Below are 22,569 nucleotides of genomic sequence, written 5' to 3' on the forward strand. Positions count from 1 at the left end.
TCTTAACGAGGGTTTTTTTATGATGAAGTCACACTTTCTATTTCTTTGACCAACTGTTTCATTCGTTTACGGTCACGCTCTAAAATAGGCTTTAAGTATCGACCAGTGTAAGAAGCTTTTTCTTTTGCAATTTGCTCAGGAGTCCCAGAGGCAATGATCGTTCCGCCGCCAGCACCGCCCTCTGGTCCGAGATCAACGAGGTAATCAGCAGCCTTGATAATATCAAGGTTGTGCTCAATCACTAGCACCGTATCTCCGTTTTCGACCAAACGCTGAAGCACTTTTAATAAACGGGCAATATCATCCACATGCAGACCCGTTGTCGGCTCGTCTAAAATATAAAGAGACCTTCCGTTTGAACGTCGGTGAAGCTCAGATGCCAATTTCACACGCTGCGCCTCTCCCCCGGACAATGTCGTCGCAGGCTGTCCAAGTGTAATGTACCCTAGTCCAACATCAAAAATCGTTTGAAGCTTCCGCTTAATTTTCGGGATGTTCTCGAAAAATTGGAGTGCGTCCTCCACAGTCATTTCAAGCACATCAGCAATGTTCTTCCCTTTATATGTGACCTCAAGCGTCTCGCGGTTATAACGTTTCCCGTGGCACACCTCACAAGGCACATACACATCAGGTAAAAAGTGCATTTCGATTTTAATGATGCCATCTCCGCGACATGCCTCACAGCGTCCACCTTTGACGTTAAAGCTGAATCTACCTTTTTTATACCCTCGTACCTTTGCTTCATTGGTTTGTGCAAACACATCCCGCACATCGTCAAATACACCTGTATACGTGGCAGGGTTGGATCTTGGCGTACGGCCGATTGGAGATTGATCAATATCAATCACCTTATCTAAATGATCCATTCCTTTGATTTCTTTGTGCTGTCCTGGCTTCGTCTTCGCTCTGTGCAGTTTTTGCGCAAGTGATTTTAATAGAATTTCATTCACAAGCGTACTTTTCCCTGAACCAGACACCCCAGTTACAGCTGTAAAGACGCCTAGAGGGAACTTCGCATTGACGTTTTTCAGGTTGTTTTCTTTTGCACCTTTGATCTCAATATAGCGGCCGTCAGGCTTTCTTCTTTCGATCGGCAGAGGGATAAATTTCTCTCCTGATAAATATTGTCCTGTTAAAGATTTCTTGTCCTTCATGACTTCTTCCGGCGTTCCAGCTGAAATCACTTCTCCTCCATGAACTCCTGCTCCAGGTCCAATATCAATCAAATAATCAGCGGCTAGCATCGTATCTTCATCATGCTCTACGACAATGAGGGTATTCCCGATATCGCGCATGTTTTTCAATGTCCCGATCAATCGGTCATTATCACGCTGATGCAGACCAATAGATGGTTCATCTAATATATAAAGAACACCTGTCAGCCTTGACCCGATTTGAGTCGCCAGACGAATCCGCTGCGCCTCTCCTCCGGATAGTGTGCCAGCCGAGCGGCTCAATGTGAGGTAATCTAATCCCACATTATTTAAGAAGGACAAGCGCTCTTTGATTTCACGTAAAATGAGCTGAGCAATCTGCAAATCTTTCTCAGACAACTCGATTTCACCATATAAATCAAGGGCATCAGAGACAGACAAATCAGTGATTTCTCCGATATGTTTGCCATTGATCAGAACCGCAAGCGTCTCTTTTTTCAGACGATATCCTTTACATGTCGGACATGGCTGGTTCGCCATATACTTCTCCATTTGCTCACGAATATAATCAGAGCTGGTTTCCTTATAGCGTCGTTCAATGTTACGAAGAACACCTTCAAATTCAATTTCATTTTCACGTACCTGACCAAAATCATTTTCATATTTAAAATAAATCCGTTCAGAGCCGCTGCCATATAAAATTTTATCGAATAAATGCGACGGTATATCTTTCACTGGAATGTCCATGTCGATTCCGTAATGTGTACATACTGCCTCAAGAAGCTGAGGATAGTATTGTGAGCTCTGCGGCTCCCAAGGGGCAATGGCATGCTGTCGTAACGTCAAATCCTTATTAGGAATGACAAGCTCTGGGTCAACTTCTAGTTTAGAGCCAAGCCCATCACAGCTCGGACAGGCACCAAAAGGACTATTAAATGAAAACATTCTCGGCTCAAGCTCACCAATAGAGAACCCGCAGTGCGGACAGGCATGATGTTCACTGAATAACAGCTCTTCTTGTCCAATCACGTCAATCATCACACGGCCTTCACCTAGTCGCAGCGCCGTTTCAAGGGAGTCAGACAGCCGAGCCGCAACGCCTTCCTTCACCACGATTCGATCAATCACGACTTCAATGGAATGCTTCTTGTTCTTTTCAAGCTCGATCTCTTCTGATAGATCTTCCATCTCTCCGTCGACTCTTACTCGCACATAGCCTTGCTTTCGAATTTGATCAAGTACTTTAACATGTGTTCCTTTGCGGCCTGATACGACCGGCGCAAGCACTTGCAATTTCGTTCTTTCTGGATATTCTAAAATACGATCTGTCATCTGCTCAATCGTTTGGGACGTGATTTCAATCCCATGTATCGGACAAATAGGTTTCCCAACTCGAGCATACAAGAGTCGTAAATAATCATAGATTTCAGTAACGGTTCCAACTGTTGATCTAGGGTTCCGGCTCGTCGTCTTCTGATCAATACTAATCGCCGGAGAAAGACCTTCAATGGCATCTACATCCGGTTTATCCATTTGACCGAGAAATTGGCGCGCATACGCTGAAAGAGATTCAACGTACCTGCGCTGACCCTCTGCATAAATGGTATCAAAGGCAAGCGACGATTTTCCTGAACCAGATAAACCCGTGATGACCACTAACTGGTCACGCGGGATATTCACATCAATATTTTTAAGGTTGTGGGCTCTAGCACCTTTCACCTCTATTCGTTCCATAGCCATCAGGCAATCATCCTTCCGCTTTTAGCTCTAGCAATAGATCTCTTAATTCTGCTGCTTTTTCAAAATCAAGCGCTTTTGCTGCATCTTTCATTTCCATCTCGACCTTTTCGATCACTTTTTCTCGTTCTTTTTTGCTCATTTTTGACAGCTTTGGTGCTGCATTTGTTTCATATTCTTCCGATTCTTCATGTATCTTTGTTGCTTTAATGGCATCTCTGATTTTCTTATGGATGGTTTGCGGAGTAATTCCATATTTCTCATTATACGCCTCTTGCTGCTCTCGTCTTCGCTTCGTTTCTTGAATCGCAATATCCATTGATTTGGTCATTTTATCTGCATACATAATGACCCGGCCTTCCGAATTTCTCGCTGCACGGCCTATCGTCTGGATGAGGGATCTTTCAGAGCGTAAGAAGCCTTCTTTATCTGCATCTAAAATCGTCACGAGCGAGACCTCTGGAATATCCAGTCCTTCACGAAGAAGGTTGATTCCCACAAGCACATCATATTTTCCGAGACGTAAATCGCGAATAATCTCAATCCGCTCAAGGGTCTTAATTTCTGAATGCAGATAATTGACTTTGATTCCGATCTCTTTTAAGTAATCTGTAAGATCCTCAGACATTTTCTTCGTCAGCGTCGTCACAAGCACACGTTCATTTTTCTCAACCCGCGCATGAATTTCTCCAATTAAGTCATCAATTTGCCCTTCAATCGGACGCACTTCAATGATTGGATCAAGTAAACCTGTTGGACGAATAATTTGTTCCACAACCTCTGGGGTTTTCTCAAGCTCGTAAGGACCAGGAGTGGCAGATACATGTACAATATGGTTGATATGCTTTTCAAACTCATCAAAGGTGAGCGGTCTGTTATCAAGTGCTGAAGGCAGACGGAATCCGTGATCAACCAACACTTGCTTTCTTGCTTGGTCCCCGTTGTACATCGCGCGTATTTGCGGTATTGTCACATGTGACTCATCGACAACAATCATAAAATCATCTGGGAAATAATCAAGCAATGTGTAAGGTGTTGAACCAGAAGGACGCAAGGTCAGGTGCCTTGAGTAGTTCTCGATTCCTGAACAAAAGCCCATTTCTCTCATCATCTCAAGGTCATATCTTGTCCGCTGCTCAAGACGCTGCGCTTCTAGCAATTTTTCATTATCTCGAAGTTTTTCGAGCTGCTCTTCAAGCTCTTGTTCAATATTAATAATCGCTTTTTCCATTTTTTCTTCTCTTGTGACGAAGTGAGATGCTGGGAAAATAGCAACATGCTCACGATCACCGAGTATTTCTCCAGTCAGTGCATCCACTTCACGAATACGTTCAATTTCATCACCGAAAAACTCCACTCTGATACAATGCTCATCACGTGAAGCAGGGAAAATTTCAACGACGTCTCCTCGTACTCGGAAGGTTCCGCGCTGAAAATCTATATCATTACGAGAATACTGAATGTCCACCAGCTTACGAAGAAGCTGATTTCGTTCAATCTCCATTTCAGTACGTAAAGACAGCACAAGCTCTCGATATTCCTCTGGCGAACCTAAGCCATAAATACAGGAGACACTGGCAATGATGATGACATCTCTCCGCTCAAATAACGAGGACGTAGCGGAGTGTCTCAGCTTATCAATCTCATCATTGATGCTGGCATCCTTTTCAATAAATGTATCAGTCTGAGGCACATACGCCTCTGGTTGGTAATAATCATAGTAACTCACAAAATATTCGACAGCATTATTCGGAAAAAATTCCTTGAACTCGCTGTATAGCTGACCGGCAAGTGTCTTGTTATGCGCAATGACAAGTGTCGGTTTGTTCACTTCTTTGATCAGGTTGGATACAGTAAAGGTCTTTCCCGTACCTGTAGCACCTAACAGCGTTTGATGCTGTTTCCCCTGATGGATACCCTCAACAAGCTTTTCAATTGCCTTCGGCTGATCTCCTTGGGGCTGATAGTTAGAAACTAATTCAAAGCGGTCACTCACATCAAAGCCTCCGTTTCGTTACGAAATCTATCTAATGAATATATTATCATAAAAGAACACAAAAATACGAACTAAAGTTCGGCTCTTACTTGATTTTTATTTCCAATACAGTCATACCCTCTCTTCAATACCAAATAACCCTCTTGCGAAAACCTTCCTTTCAGTATGGAACATTTTGGTGAGAGATATTCGATGAGCAGAAAAAGAGAACAAAAGAAAGCTGCACTCACTAGAATTCGTAAGCACAGCTTATAAAACGTCATCTTTCTGCCTAACATGCTCTTGATGATGATATCAATGATTTTTTTCAGCCTTTTCTCTCTTTTCAATTTCTTTTTTAGCCATATATAATGCCCCAGCTACTAAAGAAATGATATCTAATCCCACAATAAAGTAGGTTTCTGTATAGCCCTTCATGTACGAGGCAAATAAAAGCGCTGCTGTTAATGCAATGCCCACATAATGATTATAAGTAACCTTTGAAAATAAAATAACGAGCAGGAAAGGAAAAACAAGTGCAAATATGGCTTTTGTAATCACAAAAACCCTCCCTCTTCTTGGTCTACTCCCTTGATTATAGTAAAGATTGGCATATTGAACAATTCACAGTTTTCAATTTCACCTATTTTTCTTTCTGTTCGGAGACTTTTGTTATAGATATAGAAGGAAATTAGTGAGAATGTCCCCTTTGTAAAGATAGGTCTTTCCGTCTTTGACAGTAACATCCAATAAATCCTATGATTAAAATGATAGTGCGCACTATCATTTTAAAAACAATAGAGAGATAGACAAACCATTGGCTATTTGGATAAGGGGGCATTCCCATGTATTCAGTTTTATTTCATGCGGCTGAAGAATCCGCAGCACTCGCAGGGGCAAAAGGCCTGAATTTAATCAAATTAAACAATCACGGCCTGCCAGTCCCAGATGGATTTATTATCAAAACCAACAGCTTTTCAAGCTTTCTTTCATATCACAACCTGCACCAAACTGAACAAAACCTTGCTGACAAAATCAAAAAAGCATCGTTCCCTTCTCAAATGGAAGCAGAACTCCTTTCGTCCTTTCAATCATTGCGGAAGACTTATCCCTCAGTTGCAGTTCGATCCTCTTCTGTTGCTGAAGATCTCGAAGGCGCCTCATTTGCAGGACAGTACGAGACCTATTTAAATATCAAAACAAATGAAGAATTCTTACAGGCTGTCAAAGAATGCTGGTCTTCTTATTTTGAAGCAAGAGTGACAGAATATAAGGAAGAGATGGGTGAAAACGAGGAAGAGATGCCGCTCATGGCTGTTGTCGTTCAAGGATTGATCCATTCTGACGTCTCCGGTGTCATCTTTAGTGAAAATCCCGTAACAGGAAAAACAAATGAAATGATGCTCACAGCAAGCTACGGACTAGGAGAAGCAATCGTCTCCGGGATTGTGACACCAGACACATTTATTGTAGACAAAGAGACACTTTCTATTGAAAAATCACTTGGAACGAAAGAACTGCAAATTGTACCTTATCAAGAAGGTGTCATTGAACAATCAGTAACTGAGGAAATGGCTGGTCAGTTTTGCCTGAATGATGACCAATTAGTAGAAATCACGCAAATCACCAAACAAGTAGAAACACTTTATGGTCATAGCGTCGATATCGAATTTGGAATAGCAAATGGCACATTTTATTTACTTCAAGCCAGGCCGATTACTGCAGCCCTCTCAAAAGCAGCAGATGAGACAGCGGGCGCTTCTTTTCAAATGCAGCCAGACGAGCTGCAGGATTTCTGGATCTCAATGGACGATCATATGCCGGGCCCAACAAGTCCTCTCTTTTCAAGTCTGATCATCCCAGCATTAAAAAGCGGTATGAAGAAAAATGGTGAAAAATATCAAGTGCCTGATCTGAATATTAAAGATATCAAGCTTTATAGAGGTCACCTGTATTCATCACCGTCCCTGCCTGAAGCGAGTGCAGAAACTGCACCAGTTTTTGATGAGAGCATATTTGAGTTATTTCCACATTTAAGTGAACGTATGTATGAGATTTTAGAGAAAAATTTCTTTCCCTTTTATGAAAAACTCGATCGCCAAATGAAGGAACCGATGACCATTGAAGACGCCATCGTCGGCTTCGAAAAATTAAAGACTTTTTATATACAAGCATACGATGATCATTTTGATATTGTCATACCTCAAGTCATTTTATCGACTATGATTGAAGACATGCTTGTGACGTATACTGGTGATCAATCACAAGTGATCCTGCTGCATGAGATGATGATAGGCGTGATGAACAAATCTCTTGAAACAGACAAGAAGCTATCTGATTTTGCAAAGAGTGTCCTTCAAGATACTGAACTTCATCAAGCGTTTATGAAGCATGAAAAGAACCCAGAGCTGCTTGATGCACTCACTCAATCGGAAAAAGGCAGACACTTCATTTCGGAATTAGAGGAATTTCTTCAAGTCTATGGCTGGCGATCTGTTAAAAGTCATGATCTTACGGAGGAGACATGGGCGGAAAACCCTGAGTTTATACTAGATATCATCAGAAACAACATTCAACACCAATGTGATTTTGATGAAGAATTTGCACAAGCCGTCATCAAAAGACAAGAGACATATGAACATTTTATGAGCCAAGTGAAGGATGAAGCGTTTAAAACGAAATTTGAGACACTTTATCAATTTGCTCTACAGGCTGCTAATATCCGTGACGATCACCACTTCTACATTGATGCCATGTTAGATGCTAAAGCCAGGGTATATCTATTAAAAATTGGTGAACTTCTTGTACAAAAAGGAGCGATTCCTCATCCAGAAGATCTATGGTACCTCTACGATGAGGAGGTACACACAGCGCTCACAACCTCTACATCATTTGATACGGTCATCGCACAAAGAAAAATTGACATGAAAGATAATGAAGCCATCCAACCACCAGCTTATATGGGTACCCCAACTGAAGCTGAATTGCAGCAAGTAGAAAGAATGCTCGGTTCATTAAGAGAAAATGAAAACAATACAAGCGATATGATCTATGGAATTGGCGCATCTAGCGGCATTGTTTCTGGAAGAGTAAAAGTCATTACATGTGCTGAGGAATTCTCTCAATTTCGAAAGGATGATATTTTAGTTTGCAAAACAACCACACCTTTATGGACGAGCTTATTTAGAGATGCAAAAGCAGTCATCACCGATGCTGGAGGCATTTTGTCTCATTCAGCTATTATCGCTAGAGAGTATATGATGCCAGCTGTCCTAGGAACCCGAATAGCGACTGAAACACTTCAATCAGGTGACCTTGTGACAGTAGATGGAAGCAATGGACGCATTCAGATATTAAAACAGCATGCACGTGTCTAACTTTATCGTTTTGGATCATATTGGCGGTCATAGGTTTTATCGGTATACTTACTTTGTTGCAAACACATTCATAACCTGAGGTGAGTATGCTTGTTAAAATCTACAAATCAACGAATCATTCGTGCAACAATGGATTTATTGACTGAAAAGGGCTATCAAAAAACCACAACAAAAGAAATAGCCACAAAAGCGAATGTCAGTGAAGCAACAATTTTCCGCAACTTTAAAAACAAACGCGGCGTTATTGCTGCCATTATGAAAATGAAATCAACGCCGACGAAAACCTTAGAAGCAGAATTTAAAGGGGATTTATACACCGATTTAAAGTTTCTCGGTTCTTATATCCTTGAACATTTAACTTCAAAAAAAGAATTCATTTATATCAGCATGCGAGAACCGGCTATGTTTAAAGATCTGACCAGTCATGAAAAAATTTATCCTCAAGAACTAAGGGAAATGCTGATACAATACTTCAAAAAGATGAGTGCTTTGCAGCATGTCTTAAAAGGAAAAGAAGACATTTATGCAGACATTTTCATTAGTACGTATTTCGGTTTTTTTATTCAGCAGCTTGAGCAAGACTTCCAGCTCGTATTAACACAAAAAGATGATTTTATTGAGACATACACACACATTTTCATGAGAGGAATTTCTCCCGCTTAAAGGGTGGAATTCTTCTTTTTTACAAAAGGTGGTATACACATTGAAATTGCAAAAAGAGAATTTGATCATCTATTCTTTGTTACTTGGAGCTATACTAGTTCCGGTCAACTCAACGATGATCGCAGTCGCTTTATCATCCATATCAACTTATTATGATCAATCCATTTCAAACATTACTTGGGTTGTCACGATTTATCTTATTGTCATGGCGGTCACACAGCCTATCGCTGGTAAGTTAGGAGATATATATGGACACCGCCGCATGTATTTAACCGGAGTGACACTCTTTTTAATCGGCTCGATTGGCTGTGCTTTAGCACCTAATCTAGCATTTCTCATCATCTTTCGCTCCATTCAAGCAGCTGGCGGGGCTATTTTAACACCGAATAGCATTGCTTTGATTCGTGCAACAGTCTCACCCGAAAAGCTATCTAAAACAATGGGTTACTTTGGATTTGGTGCTGGTATTGGTGCCGCACTTGGGCCATTTATTGGATCGATTCTCATTCAGAGTTTTGATTGGCATTCCATATTCTTAGTAAATATTCCATTTCTGTTTCTTACACTAGTCACCGGCGTCTTGCTCATTCCAAACATAAAGCATACACGCATACATGCAAGGGTAGATATGATCGGTTCATTGTATTTAACCATCGGAATTGCCACAATCATTCTATGCTCAAAAAGCCAGCTACTAAATGAATATTTAATTTATGGCATTCTAGCATTGATTGTCATTCCTTTATTCTTTAAACATGTACGGAAAGTAAAGAATCCAATTATCGATTTATCCCTATTTAAAAACAGTTCATTTACAAATGCGAATCTGTCGATCATGCTAAGTAATTTTGTGATGTATGCCATCCTTCTCATTATGCCGCTGTTTATGGAACAACAACTTGCGCTTTCTCATACACAAAGCGGTATGATTCTATCGATATTTTCTCTTTGTATGTCTCTTAGCGGTTTATTAGGCGCAAGACTCCATCCAAAAAAAGGCGCGAAAAAAATGATTCGCTTTTCATTTCTCTGCCTTACTTTATCAAGCATCATGTTAATTACACTGAGTCAGTACCCAACCTTACCACTGCTTATCGTGACACTAGTCGCAGGTGGAATTTCATCAGGGATTGGTATGACAAGTATGCAGATGGCTTCTTTAACAGCTGTTGATCAAAGCTTAACTGGTTCGGCATCTGGTATTTTCTCAACCTTTCGATATTTTGGCAGTATCATTTCGTCGACATTGATTGGTATCATGAGTGGTTTTCAATCTTTATTTATTGTATTAATGGGCGCAGGAATCCTTGGCTTCCTTTTATCCCAACGCGTCAAAACGAAATCTACCTCTCCATCATCTGGACATTCTGCCTAATCACTCCCTGCGCTCTATGGCGATTTAGAGCGGGGGAGTTTTCATTATTTTTATCACTGTAAGCTATAGCTGGCACAGGAATCAAATATTGAAAATCCTTTTTTAAAGAGGAAAAAATGCCACATGACTAGACAAAAAAGGAACTTTAAATCGAATTGTCCTCATTCATTCACCTAAAATCTGTTTTTCATCTCTTTCAGCATTGATAACTTCGATTTTTTTTCACAATTTTTGTGGTATGCTTTTTGAAAATAGAGGACGCAAAGGAGCGGAAGAATGGAACGTGTAAAATATGTTGTGATCTATTTATCAGCTCTATTGTTATTCCTGTCAGGCTGTGGAAAAGACCAGCAATTTACTCCACCTGACAGCTCTCAATCGATCGCGGTCATCTCTCAATTAAAAAAAGCCTCCTTTTCAATAGTTGATTTACAAAAGAATAAAATGATCTCTTCCGTTGATTTAAAACATCCGCTCACTGATCTTATCCAAATCAACAAAGACGTCATCATCGCAACTAGTAAAGAAGGAGAATCGCTTATCGAAATTAATTTAAAAAAAGGTACAGCAACAGATTATATGGATGTGAATAAAGGGCTGACTTCCCTTACATATGATGCAGCTTCTCACACCTTAATTGCAGCAGATTCGCAGAAAAACGTCGTTTATTTTATTGATACGCAGCGTAAAAAAATAAAAGCAACTGTGAAGACCGGAAAGTTACCTTCTTCTATGACACTTTCTCCGTCAGGTACTTTATTTGTTTTAAATGCAGAAAGTCATACTGTCTCTGTTATAGATATTGAGAAGGAAAAACATATACGTACGTTCTCTGTACTTGAACGACCATCTGGTATTCATTTTGATGGACAGTCCATTTGGATCGGTGGTCACGGAAAACCAGGCACCTTAAATAAGAGCATTTTTGCTTACGACCCTCAAACAGGTAAAAAGCAGCGAGAAATAAAACTAGGCGTTATGCCTGTTGCATTCTTTTCAGAGAAAAATTCTTCTACTTTATATGTACTTTGTCATGGAGATCATACGCTATACAAAGTAGATACAGAGACGAATAAGCAGCTTGCTTCTGTTGAAACTGGTCAAAATCCGAATTATATCACCGCTGATACCACATCAATATATGTGAGTAACTTAGATGACAATTCAGTATCAATTATCGATAAACATACATTCATGATGAAAAATCGACTGAATGTCCCATCAGGACCTTATGCTATCGTGTTGGAGGAAAAGAAATGAAAGAACAAATGCATATTTTAATTGTAGACGATGAGTTCGATATGCTTGAGTTAATCGGATCCTTCTTAAAAAGACAAGGCTTTCACATCATCACAGCTAGTAATGGAATGGATGCCTTACGTCAGCTTGAAAAGGAACCCGTTGACCTTGTAGTACTAGATATCATGATGCCTGATATGGATGGATTTGAAGTCTGCCAGCGTATCAGGCAAACATCTCAAATCCCCATCTTATTCTTAACAGCTAGAAGTTATGAGGAGGATCGAATTAGAGGCCTAGAAATTGGTGCGGATGACTACATCATGAAGCCTTTCAGTCTACGTGAGCTTGCAGCAAGAATTGAAACAACTTTGAGACGAATTAGAGGTCTTTCGCTAAAGCGCAGCCGCATACAGTTTGGTGACATAGAGATTGATCAGGATGGTAGACAAGTCTATATCCATCAGGAGCCCATTAATTTAACTAGAAGAGAATTCGATTTGCTCATGTTTCTTTTACTCAATCAAGGCCAAGTGTTTTCACGAGAACAGCTCTATCAAAAATTGTGGGAATCACATTCTACTAGTGGCTCATTACGAACAGTCGATACACATATCAAAACGCTGAGACTGAAATTAAAGGGAGCGGAACGGCATATAAAAACCGTTTGGGGTGTCGGCTATAAGTTTGAGGAGGAAGAATGAAGCCTTTATCGATTAAAAAGAAAGTGCTCTTCTTAATCCTTGTAGTGACCGGAATCGTTGCTGCCTCAGCTCTTGCCCTCACCTATTACTTATACCAGCACTTATATGTTGATAAGCAGATTGATTCCTTAAGTTTACAAGGTGAAAAGCTGGCACAAATCTATCATCAACACGGGAAAGATACGTATTTTACCGATAGAATAAAATGGGCTAACGACTCGAGTCAGGCGAACATTATTTTTACAGATGACCCAATGGAGCTTTCAAGTGGTCTTCCTTTTGATACGAACACAAATGATAACCTCATTACGTTTAAGGAACGCCAAAAGCTCCTTCAAGGGGAAACCGTCGTGTTGATTAGAGAACACTCACAGTTTCATCAAGATATTCTTGGCATCGCCATCCCTGTTTTTTCAAGCAAAGATGAGCTATCAGGGACAATTTTTCTATCCATGCCCTTATCGGATGTATATGAACCCTTTGTCCAAATCAGATTGACACTTGGCATATCCATTTTATTAATTCTGCTCCTGATTTTCTTTATCGGATATAAAAGCTCCAATAAAGTCGTTCGGACAATTAATCAAATGAAAGAAATTGCGATGGAAATGGAATCTGGTGATTTTTCAAAACGGATGGCTGTGACCAAAAACGGAGATGAATTAAACCAGCTGAGCCGCTCTTTTAACAAACTGTCTTCTACCCTTGAAAAGGTTGAGCAGCACCGCAGGGAATTTCTTGCGAATGTCTCTCACGAACTTCGAACTCCGCTAAGTTATATGAAAGGATATGCTGAAGGTATTGAAGAAGGGATCATTGATCAAAAAAAAGGAATGCACATCATCCAGGATGAGGCCGCACGTTTAAGCCGGCTTGTGAATGATCTTTTAGACCTTGCACAGCTAGAAGGAGATTCTTATCCACTAACGATGGAGCCAATCGTCTTTGCTCAGCTGATTCATGACGTTCTTGATCAAATGGCATTTATCGCTAATCAAAAGAGCATTTATCTGAAACGGACACTTGATGAGGATTGTATTGTGTATGGCGATAGCGATCGGCTGCAACAAGTGGTTCGTAATTTACTGGACAATGCCATTCATTACACTCCCTCTGGAAAATCGGTCTCGATTGAATTACTAGTTCACCAACATAAAGCTGAATTGAGAGTGACAGATGAGGGCAACGGCATTCCAAAAGAAGACCTTCCACATGTTTCTGAGCGATTTTACCGAGTAAATAAGGCACGTACGAGAAAAGATGGCGGCTCAGGTCTTGGACTAGCTATTGTCTATCAAATCATGAAAAAACATCATGGCACGTTCGATATTCAATCTGAGCCAGGATACGGTACGACAGCCATCATCCAGCTGCCAAATACTCCAATCGATGAAGACCTGCATACGATATAATCAATTAGATTTTTTAGGTAAGGTCATTCGTTTCATCCAAATATACGCATCAGTCGCCTAAATTTGAACAACTATTTTCAGCCCCTTTTTGATCATCTACTTTTATGCATCAATTCCTTTCAAAAGGATAGTCGATTGCTTTCGTTCAAACAATAAAACTGCATTTAAAAAAGCGTGCGAGACCTTCTTCAAGAGTCCTGCACGCTTTTAAATTAAACAGCTGTTTCAAACCGTTTTCTATTGATGAAGAAAGAAAGCGTAATGATGAGATAGATACCCATTGTGACCAAGGTTTGGACAATCGGAGTTGTTGATACTACGCCGATAAAAATGGCAATGATTGCAATGACAGAAAACCATGTTGTGAAAGGATACAGCTTGACGCGATATCCTCCTGGTGCTGCTACGCTTCGAGACTTTAAATGCCCGACAGCAATAATAAACCAGATGAATAAGACCGTGTAGCTTAAAGATCCCATTAAATAATTAAAGGTTTGACTTCCTACAAAAAGAGAGATTAATACGGCTGCATACAAAGTAGATGTACATACTAGAATCGCTCTGACTGGCACCTGCTGTTTCGACAGCTTCGAAAAGCCCTTCCATATACGGCCATCCATTGCCTGTGTAAATAGTACCCTTGAAGAAGCATACAGACCAGAGTTCATAGAAGACAAGATCGCTAATAAAATAATCCCGTTCATGATATCACTTGCATATGGCACACCAATCGTTGCAAACACCGTGACGAATGGGCTCACTTGTTCATTGTTTACTTGATTCCAAGGAATTAAGCTGACGATGATGAAGAACGGAAGTACATAAAAACCGATGATTCGTACAAATGTACTTTGAATGGCTTTTGGGATGACTTTTTCAGGGTTTTTCGTTTCTGCTAATGTAACCCCAATCATTTCAGTTCCGCCATATGAATACACGACCACCAGCATTGCCGCAATTAAGCCGCCTGTTCCATTCGGGAAAAATCCTCCGTGTTCGGTTAAGTTAGATAATCCCGGTGCTGCATGCTGTCCGAATGAGACAAACAGCATCGTTAACCCAATGATAATAAATAAAAGAATGACAGCAATTTTAATAGAAGCTAACCAGTACTCTGTTTCAGCAAACATTTTGACTGAACAAACATTGATCAATGTCACAACAAGTGAAATGATTAACACAAGTGTCCAAATCGGTACTTGTGGGAACCAGTACTGAATAAAGATTGCAGACACGATCGCTTCTGCTGCAATGTTCAACACCCACATTTTCCAATAGATCCAGTCTAGGAAATAGGCTGGGTATTTGCCTAACACAGGTTCAATTAAATCACGGAATGTTCTAGCGCCAGGTCGTGCAACTGTCATTTCGGCAAGTCCTTGCATAATAAATAATAAAATAAGACCACCAATCATATATGCCAAAATGACAGCAGGACCCGCGATATCAATGGCAGAACTGCTTCCTTTAAACAGACCAGCACCGATGGCACCGCCAAGTGCGAGCATCATAATATGCCTTGACGTCATTGTTCGTTTTAACTGCACATGTTCCTTTTCCATTTTCTATAGCTCCTTTAAATTTGAATCTTCAGACAAATATAAGATAAAAGCATATAAAAAGGCCAGTCATCTCCTTGAAGAGACGACTGACCTTGCAACCGCGTTACCACTCTTATTGACTCAGACATAGCTGAATCCAACTTGAAACCCGATAACGGAGGTCACACGTAAAGACTTACTATTCATTCAGTCTTGCCGCTCCTTGAGCGAGTTCAATGATCCGTTTTACTGCGTTGCACCAACCCGCAGCTCTCTTAAAAAACGGATATTCATTTACTATTCTCAAGTCAAAGCGTTTTATAGTCAATTTGTCTATTTATAAAAGATTTTATTTTTTAAATATACTGACTAACCACGCAATTGTCAACAGCCTTTTTCAGACATTTTCTTTTAACGAATCCAAACGGCTACTTCATCCATTGGACGACGCGTTTTGCCGCGCTTTGGCTCAATGACTCGATACCCAAAGGCAGCCATGACAGAGATGTCGTACTGACCATTTTCAAGTAATCCTTCTTCCTCAAGTATACGATGAATTTCATCGTAGCTGAATCCCTCAACAGGGCATGAATCAATGCCGATTTGTGCCGCGGCTGTCATCATATTTCCAAGGGCAATATACGTTTGTTTGGAAGCCCAATCGAAGAGCGTACGGTCAGTTTCCATCAAATGAAGATCATTCTCTTGGAATTGTTTGTAGCGTTCTTTTACCATCTCAAACGTTTCGTCTGTCATTCCTTTGATTTCCTTGTTGATGTATTCTGCATATGGTGAATCATACCGGGCGTCTGTTCTTGCCAAAATGATCACAAAATGGCTGGCAGTTGGAAGTTGCTTTTGCGCACCCCATGTACATTCTTTTAATTTCTCTCTAAATGCTTCATTTTGAACGACGAGGAACTTCCAAGGCTCAAATCCGACAGAGCTTGGCGAAAGTCTTCCTGTCTCTAAAATGAACGCAAAGTCATCTTCTGGAATCTTTTTCGCCGGGTCAAACTCTTTTGTCGCATGACGGAATTCATACGCCTCAATGATTTCTTTTTTTAATTGCTCTTTGTCTCGCATGGGATTCATCCTTTCTACTGACCGATTAGGGTGTGAAGTTTCATCAATCCAATTTCTTTCCATTCCCATATAGAAATTGTTATGATAAGAAAACAAACAACCCGAATGTGTGATGTGATATCTCTATGGTAAAAGAAAAGCTTCCCTTGATTCAAGTACGCACATTTTTGTTCGTTAGGTACAATCATGTTCGTTTATCACCCATTTCGTCTTAGAAAGGAGTGTAAAAATGAGTGCACCATCCAATCCAGTCAGTATTGTCAATCATGGCTGTCCCGTTTCAACCACCTCTAGTGTAATAGGAGGAAAATGGAAAGGAGTGATCCTTTATCATTTGACTTGCGGTCCAAAACGATACAACGAATTACGCCGGCTTCTGCCAAGAATTTCTCAGCGTGTTCTTACGCTACAATTGCGCGAGCTAGAACAAGACGGCGTTGTTCACAGAGAAGTCTATGAGGAGGTCCCTCCTCGTGTCGAATATTCACTCACTTCTCTAGGAGATACGTTAAAGCCTATCATCTTCGCTATGCGTGAATGGGGCGAATCCTATGGAAAAGAAGCGCGCCCAAAAGAAAAAAGCTGCCATCTCTAGCAGCTTTTTTTTATGATGAAATCGCCGTTGATTCTTGCTGTGGATCATCCTTCACAAACAGGATGCCAAGCTGATGATGCTCCCCTTCGTAAGAAGCGCGTTTCTCAAACCTTGTCTGACCATTCAAGCCAATGATCTCAAGCTTTGTCAGAGCACCATTGGTTTGAAGGGCTTCGTAAAATTCCGAAACGGTTTTGACTTCAATTCCATTCACCTTTGTAATGACTTCTCCGATCTCAAGCTTTAAATCAGCTGCAGGTGTATTCGGAATGATTCCCAGCACCATTAGCCCTTGATTACGCTTAGAGAAGTAGAATGGAGCCGCATTGTCGTTGACTCTCTGTTTCCATGAAAGGAAAGCTCTTCCGGCAATCGCTATCAATACAGCTGCCCATGCAATCGGCGTAAACCAAATACTTGCAGCACCTAGTAAAGCAACAGCGAGTCCAAGTATGAGAATACGCCGTGCCGTAATTTGAATGCTCACAATTGGCAGCGATCCTTGAATCCGCTGCCCGAAACCGATGATGTATGGAATCAAAATAAATGAAAAGCTTTGATCGTGTACTTGAAGCACCGGCCACCATGGCAGAGAAGAAGTAAATTCACCTGCCGGCATCAGCAAAACAAGCGGTAAAAGCCACAGACGGTTTGCCCGCTGCTGGCCAATCAAAAGTCCTCTCGCACTCATCACCATTGCAGGCGATGTTCGTAAATGCGCCGTTCGATAGGCTAGAATCCCCTCGGTCATTAATAAAAGACCTAGCAGAATAACAACGGCTGATGCATTCATCATTGAGAGCTGCGGCAGCCATGAATGACTCACTTGGACATACATGAGTCCTAGTGCCGCAATAAAACTGAAACCGAGTGTGTATGCAGACGAAAGCGCACTCGTCTTAAAGAATAAAGAGCAAACGATGGTCATCGCTGCAATCAGCACGATGAATCCAGGTGGGAGGGCAATCCCTAAGCCTACTGAAATGACGGATAGGCAAATCCCTAGAATCCATCCTTTTGAATATGTAAATTTAAGTTCATCGTATACATCTTCTATTCTTGTTTGAAACGCTTTTCTCTCCCGCTTTACGCGGATGTAGCCATGTAACAGGCTGATTAATATCATGAAATAAAAAAGAGGGTGGATTAAAAACAGACCGACCGCTTTTAATCCAGCTCCCATCCACTCCGAGCTCATTATCGTTCACCGCCCAAGTCAAGCATTTTCTCTTATTCTATCAAATAAATCGATGCTTGACACCAGGTTTATTTCTCCTGATTCATCCAAAGTGTGACATTGGACAGTGAAAAATCTTTTAAGTAGTGATTGACATCTACATCTAGTATGCCGCCGAGCAGCTGCATCGACCTCTTGATGTCGGTTAAGTTTATACCAAGTCTCTTATGATTATCCATTAAATAATTGAAGTATATCTCAGCACAGTCTTCATCGATTTCGTCGACTGATTCTACCGTTGTGTAATTGACCAAGTACCTGCTTAACAGCATGAGCAGACTTAATGCCTTTGTAGCGGAAAACGTCACATCTTTCGAACGACTCTTAAGCTCCTCTACCAACTCGTAATATTTTTTCTCTCTCACAATACTTGCCCTTTTCAATTGTGTACCCCCATTTACTAGTTCTTTTAAGAAAAGCGCAAACCTCGGTACAGCTTAATGCTCAAGCTGAATATCCGCAAAAAATAAAATATTTAAAATGAGTGCTACTTTATATTGTAAGAATTATTTATGTAACATACAACTTTCAAAAGTTTCATTTTCATGACATGTTTAAATCAACAGAAAGTCTCTTATATAAATATGTTATCGGGTAAAATCGAAGGAATGTTATGTTTTTTGTAAAATAAATGAATATATTTCTCGATATAATTTATTTTTAAGAATAAACTATTACATGTTTGTGACACTTATGAACCAAAAAAAAGAGGCATTTATTCGCCTCTTTATTTTTTAAGATATAGTGCTTTTAGTGCAGTCTGCAGTTGAAGATCATTTTTTTCATAGGATTTCACTTCATCCACCATTTTGTTCATCATTTTCGCTGTATTCAGATCAATTACACCTGATTTATCGAGATTGTATGTGCTTTGGAAGGCTAATACCGCCTTTTTCGTTTCTTCATCAAAGTAGCCGTCTACTCTGCCGGGGTCGAATGACAATCCCTTTAATAGCGTCTGTGCTTGTCTCACTTCTTCATTGTTCATATCAAGCTGAAGTGGTTCTTTCAGCTGAAGCGGTCCTACAGTAAAGTAATCTGGCTGATGAATCGCAATCGTTGGTACGACACCTTTTTTGTGAATCCAATTCCCTTTTGGCGTGAGCCATTTATACAACGTTAATTTAATGTTACTGCCGTCACCCATTGGAACCGCCTGCTGCACAGTGCCTTTACCAAAGGAGACATCACCGACGATTTCATATTTTCCGGCTTCTTTCATAGCACCAGCAAGTATTTCAGAAGCGGATGCACTGCCTTTATCAATTAAAACATTAACTGGGTAAGGCTTCTGTTCTTTCCGCTTTGAAAAATAGCGTTTCCTGTCGCCGTTCCGTTCTGCAATTTGAATATAAGGCTGATCCTTTGTGATAAAGTGCTTCAGAATGTCTTCTACACTTTGCAGATAGCCGCCAGGGTTTCCTCTCACATCAAGCACAAGACCTTCTATGCCCTTTTTCTCGAGCTGTTTCAGGCTTGACGTGAAATCCTTCGCAGTATCTTCTGAAAAGCTTGAGATCGCGATATAGCCTGTTTTATGACCATTCACCTCTTTCACAGAGGAAGTCACGGTTTCAAGTGGGATTTCTTCTCGTTTGATTTGGAACGTTAACTCTTTTTCAATCCCATTTCGTCTGATTTTCAGAGCGACGGATGTTCCTTTTTTCCCTCTTATTTTCAGTACAGCATCGTTTAAGCTTTTTTCTTTCATCGACTCGCCATCAATGCTGATGATTTCATCTTTCGGCTTTAGACCTGCTTTTGCTGCAGGGGATTTTTTAAAGGCAGAGACGATAATGATTTTTCCTTCATCCATCCCCACTTCTGCCCCAATTCCCTCAAAAGAAGAATCAAGCGAATCAGAAAATTGCTTGGCGGTTTGCTTGTCCATGTATACTGAATACGGATCATTTAAAGTTGAAAGCATTCCTTGAATGGCGCCTTCAAGCAGCTTTTGGCGATCCACTTCCTCTACATATTCATTCGAAATAAGGTCATAGGCTTTCTCAATTTTCTCCATCCCATTCTCTTTCGCCTTATCACTTGATTGAGCTTGTCCAGCCATTGCAGCAGCTGCTTGCGGTGACTCCGCATGAGTTCCCTCTTTATGCGTCATCACCCCTGCACTGATTAATAGAACGACACTTGCCATAATAGATGCGATTTGTTTTTTCATATTTGGCCTCCTTCTTCAACTCTTCCTGATGACCTGAGTTATTATATGCCAGAAGAAGGGATTTCATGTAAAGACATTCTGCCGCGAAGGCTTGACTAATTATTTTATTAGGTGTAATTTTTATTTTGTTATGATCGAGAAGGAGTCTTCGCTATGTATATTATATTGACGATGCTATTATTAGGAATTTTATTAGGATTTGTAGGAGCAGGCGGTGCTGGTTTTGTCATCGCATTGCTTACGTTAATTTTTGATATCCCTATCCATACCGCACTTGGGACATCTTTAGCCGCAATGGCATTTACGACGTTATCAGGTGCATACAGCCACTACAGGGAAGGGAATATTCAGCTGAAATCTGGTTTGATTGTCGGAGCTTTGGCTTGTGTGGCTTCCTTTGCAGGAGCTAAGATTGCTCCTTTTATTCCAGAAGGAAATCTGCACTATTTAACAGCCGGAATGCTCTTTTTATCCGCTGTGTTTATGATGATCAAATTATTTGTTCTAAAGGAAGAAGCTGAGCAGCAGCCGCTTTCTTCACGTCAGCTGCTCATAAGGGGTATTATTTTAGGACTTGTATCCGGATTGCTGTCAGGTATGTTTGGTATCGGGTCCGCACCATTTATCCAAGTAGGACTTTTGATTTTACTGAGACTTTCCATTCGACAGGCAGTTGGCACGACGATGCTTGTCATTATTCCGATTTCCATCGGTGGTGGAATTGGATATATTACAGAGGGCTATGTTGATTTTATCTTGCTGATTCAAATTTTAATCGGAACAGTATTAGGCGCATATATTGGCGCAAAATTCACACGCCTTGCACCGAAGCTTTTATTGAAATCGGCTGTACTGTTAACACCTATTATTGCCGGTTTACTGCTGTTATTTTAATTTTATTTAGAATAAGAAAAGCCGATAACGTGATGTTATCGGCTTTTTGATTAGCGAATATATTGCGCTGGATTGACTGCATTTGATTTTGCGCCATTCCATAATCCTTTATGAATTTCAAAATGGAGATGCTGACCATCTGACTGGCCTGTATTCCCCATGTATCCTAGGAATTGTCCTTGCTCGACTCTCTGCCCTGTGGACACACTTCTTGTAGATAGGTGGGCATATACCGTTTGAAAGGTCTGTCCATTGATATTATGCGTAATGAATATCACATTCCCGTAGCTCGATGAGTAGCTTGAGTTCGTGACTGTTCCAGATGCAGCTGCGACGACAGATACTGTGCCTTTTGCTGCAATATCTAAACCGTAGTGGTTTCCGCCAGAACGTCCGCCAAAGCCAGATGAGAATCGGCCAGCAGCTGGTTTAATAAAGCCTGAGCTGCTTGCTGGTGTATCAGATACTTGATCTGAACCGCCACTTTGAGGTGTAGGTGCACTTTTTTCAGCAGCTGCTTGTTCTGCTTTCTTTGCTTCTTCCTTTTGGCGGCGTGCTTCCTCAGACTTCACAGCCGCTTTTTGGTTCGCTAAAATTTCTTGTTCATTTTCAAGTTTGCCTAATTCATCATGGGCATGGTTCTTTTTATCTGTTACATTCCCTAAGATTTTTTCTTTTTCTTTTTGCTGTTTAGACAAATCCTTTTTCAACTCTTCTAGCTCTTTCAGAGATGTTTCAAGTCCACTTAGCTGATTATTTAGCTCTGCTTCTTTTTGCTCCACCAGCTTTAAATCATTTTCATGTTCTGTAATCATGTCTTTGTCTGCTTCGACAATGGTTGTAACAGCTCCAACACGACCGACAAAATCACTAAAGCTGCGAGCACCCAGCAGCACATCTAAATAGTTGATCGTACCGCCGCTTTTTTGCATCGAACGAATTCGATCTTTGAAAATAGCTTTTCTTTTTTCAATTCGATCATTGATGACTTGAATGTCTTTTTTTAGTTTCTTGATCTCTTGCTTCGTTTGTTTGACTTCTTTTTCTTTTTCAGCGACTTTTTCAGTTGCAGCACTTACCTTGTGGTCAATCTTTTCAATTTCTTTTTTGAGCTTGGATTCTTTCTTTTCAAGCTTAGCCAGCTCTGATTTCTTTTTCTTCAAAGTTGATTCAGTCTTTGATGTTTTCTCTTCGATTTGTTGACGTTTTTGATCTAGGTCTTCGTATGCGAATGCACGATTCTCGTTCCCTGGAATATATAGCCACGTTGTTCCAATAAACGCTGCCATTCCAGCCATCATCAGCTTTCTTTTCAAAACGATATTCCCCTCCTATGACAACTGCCTGCATGAAGAGTCGACCGGATGAATCGGTTCAACCGGTCACACCTTCTATCAAACTTTC

General features: G+C 40.6%; 17 protein-coding genes and 1 other annotated feature. Of the genes, 8 read left to right on the forward strand and 9 right to left on the reverse strand.

The window, feature by feature from the left end:
* Positions 1–17: 17 nt before the first annotated feature.
* From uvrA to CKW02_RS17185, 3 genes are all read right to left on the reverse strand, one after another.
* Complete coding sequence (uvrA, locus tag CKW02_RS17170; protein WP_003213743.1) at positions 18–2,894, reverse strand: excinuclease ABC subunit UvrA; 2,877 nt, start codon at positions 2,892–2,894, stop codon at positions 18–20.
* 7 nt (positions 2,895–2,901) lie between these two features.
* The gene (gene uvrB / locus CKW02_RS17175; protein WP_003212686.1) at positions 2,902–4,887 is read right to left on the reverse strand and encodes an excinuclease ABC subunit UvrB; all 1,986 of its coding nucleotides are present in this window, start codon (positions 4,885–4,887) and stop codon (positions 2,902–2,904) included.
* Positions 4,888–5,181: 294 nt separating this feature from the next.
* Positions 5,182–5,427 (reverse strand): CsbA family protein, encoded by a 246-nt coding sequence (locus CKW02_RS17185; protein ID WP_003212837.1) that lies wholly within the window; start codon positions 5,425–5,427, stop codon positions 5,182–5,184.
* A gap of 284 nt (positions 5,428–5,711) precedes the next feature.
* Here CKW02_RS17185 and CKW02_RS17195 point away from each other — a divergent pair, with 284 nt between their 5' ends.
* The 6 genes from CKW02_RS17195 (at position 5,712) to CKW02_RS17220 (ending at position 13,636) form a co-directional block, all read left to right on the forward strand.
* Positions 5,712–8,243 carry a PEP/pyruvate-binding domain-containing protein gene (locus CKW02_RS17195; RefSeq protein WP_003212944.1) on the forward strand — a complete coding sequence of 844 codons (2,532 nt, stop codon included), beginning with the start codon at positions 5,712–5,714 and terminating at the stop codon, positions 8,241–8,243.
* Positions 8,244–8,333: 90 nt separating this feature from the next.
* A complete protein-coding gene (locus tag CKW02_RS17200; RefSeq protein WP_003212647.1) occupies positions 8,334–8,906 on the forward strand; it encodes a TetR/AcrR family transcriptional regulator in 573 nt (190 codons plus the stop codon).
* Between the two features lie 40 nt (positions 8,907–8,946).
* Positions 8,947–10,281 (forward strand): MFS transporter, encoded by a 1,335-nt coding sequence (locus CKW02_RS17205; RefSeq protein ID WP_003213302.1) that lies wholly within the window; start codon positions 8,947–8,949, stop codon positions 10,279–10,281.
* A 276-nt stretch (positions 10,282–10,557) separates the two neighbouring features.
* Entirely contained in the window at positions 10,558–11,541 is a 984-nt protein-coding gene (locus CKW02_RS17210) for a YncE family protein (protein ID WP_003213342.1), read from the forward strand.
* Positions 11,538–12,224 carry a response regulator transcription factor gene (locus CKW02_RS17215; protein ID WP_003213668.1) on the forward strand — a complete coding sequence of 229 codons (687 nt, stop codon included), beginning with the start codon at positions 11,538–11,540 and terminating at the stop codon, positions 12,222–12,224. The genes CKW02_RS17210 and CKW02_RS17215 overlap by 4 nt, the downstream gene beginning before the upstream one ends.
* A complete protein-coding gene (locus CKW02_RS17220; protein WP_003213526.1) occupies positions 12,221–13,636 on the forward strand; it encodes a HAMP domain-containing sensor histidine kinase in 1,416 nt (471 codons plus the stop codon). Before CKW02_RS17215 ends, CKW02_RS17220 begins: the two co-directional genes overlap by 4 nt.
* A 212-nt stretch (positions 13,637–13,848) precedes the next feature.
* Here CKW02_RS17220 and CKW02_RS17225 read toward each other — a convergent pair whose 3' ends face one another.
* Positions 13,849–15,198: an amino acid permease gene (locus CKW02_RS17225; protein WP_003212968.1), complete on the reverse strand. Its 1,350-nt coding sequence runs from the start codon at positions 15,196–15,198 to the stop codon at positions 13,849–13,851.
* A gap of 75 nt (positions 15,199–15,273) precedes the next feature.
* Positions 15,274–15,498 (reverse strand) — a binding site (T-box leader).
* Between the two features lie 90 nt (positions 15,499–15,588).
* A complete protein-coding gene (locus CKW02_RS17230) occupies positions 15,589–16,263 on the reverse strand; it encodes an NAD(P)H-dependent oxidoreductase (RefSeq protein WP_003212634.1) in 675 nt (224 codons plus the stop codon).
* 229 nt (positions 16,264–16,492) lie between these two features.
* Here CKW02_RS17230 and CKW02_RS17235 point away from each other — a divergent pair, with 229 nt between their 5' ends.
* Positions 16,493–16,858 carry a winged helix-turn-helix transcriptional regulator gene (locus tag CKW02_RS17235; RefSeq protein WP_003213136.1) on the forward strand — a complete coding sequence of 122 codons (366 nt, stop codon included), beginning with the start codon at positions 16,493–16,495 and terminating at the stop codon, positions 16,856–16,858.
* A 10-nt stretch (positions 16,859–16,868) separates the two neighbouring features.
* Here the strand turns inward: CKW02_RS17235 and CKW02_RS17240 are convergent, their stop codons facing one another.
* From CKW02_RS17240 to ctpB, 3 genes are all read right to left on the reverse strand, one after another.
* Positions 16,869–18,056 carry a PDZ domain-containing protein gene (locus CKW02_RS17240; protein WP_003212835.1) on the reverse strand — a complete coding sequence of 396 codons (1,188 nt, stop codon included), beginning with the start codon at positions 18,054–18,056 and terminating at the stop codon, positions 16,869–16,871.
* Positions 18,057–18,124: 68 nt separating this feature from the next.
* Complete coding sequence (locus CKW02_RS17245; protein ID WP_003212923.1) at positions 18,125–18,478, reverse strand: swarming motility protein SwrAA; 354 nt, start codon at positions 18,476–18,478, stop codon at positions 18,125–18,127.
* 344 nt (positions 18,479–18,822) lie between these two features.
* On the reverse strand, positions 18,823–20,271 hold the full coding sequence (gene ctpB / locus CKW02_RS17250; RefSeq protein WP_003213030.1) for a carboxy-terminal processing protease CtpB: 1,449 nt from the start codon (positions 20,269–20,271) through the stop codon (positions 18,823–18,825).
* Between the two features lie 153 nt (positions 20,272–20,424).
* Here ctpB and CKW02_RS17255 point away from each other — a divergent pair, with 153 nt between their 5' ends.
* On the forward strand, positions 20,425–21,165 hold the full coding sequence (locus CKW02_RS17255; protein ID WP_003213751.1) for a sulfite exporter TauE/SafE family protein: 741 nt from the start codon (positions 20,425–20,427) through the stop codon (positions 21,163–21,165).
* A gap of 50 nt (positions 21,166–21,215) precedes the next feature.
* Here the strand turns inward: CKW02_RS17255 and CKW02_RS17260 are convergent, their stop codons facing one another.
* Positions 21,216–22,481, reverse strand: coding sequence for a murein hydrolase activator EnvC family protein (locus CKW02_RS17260; protein WP_003213367.1), 1,266 nt, complete (start codon positions 22,479–22,481; stop codon positions 21,216–21,218).
* Positions 22,482–22,569: the final 88 nt, after the last annotated feature.

It is taken from the genome of Bacillus pumilus, from assembly GCF_900186955.1.
GTDB lineage: Bacteria > Bacillota > Bacilli > Bacillales > Bacillaceae > Bacillus > Bacillus pumilus.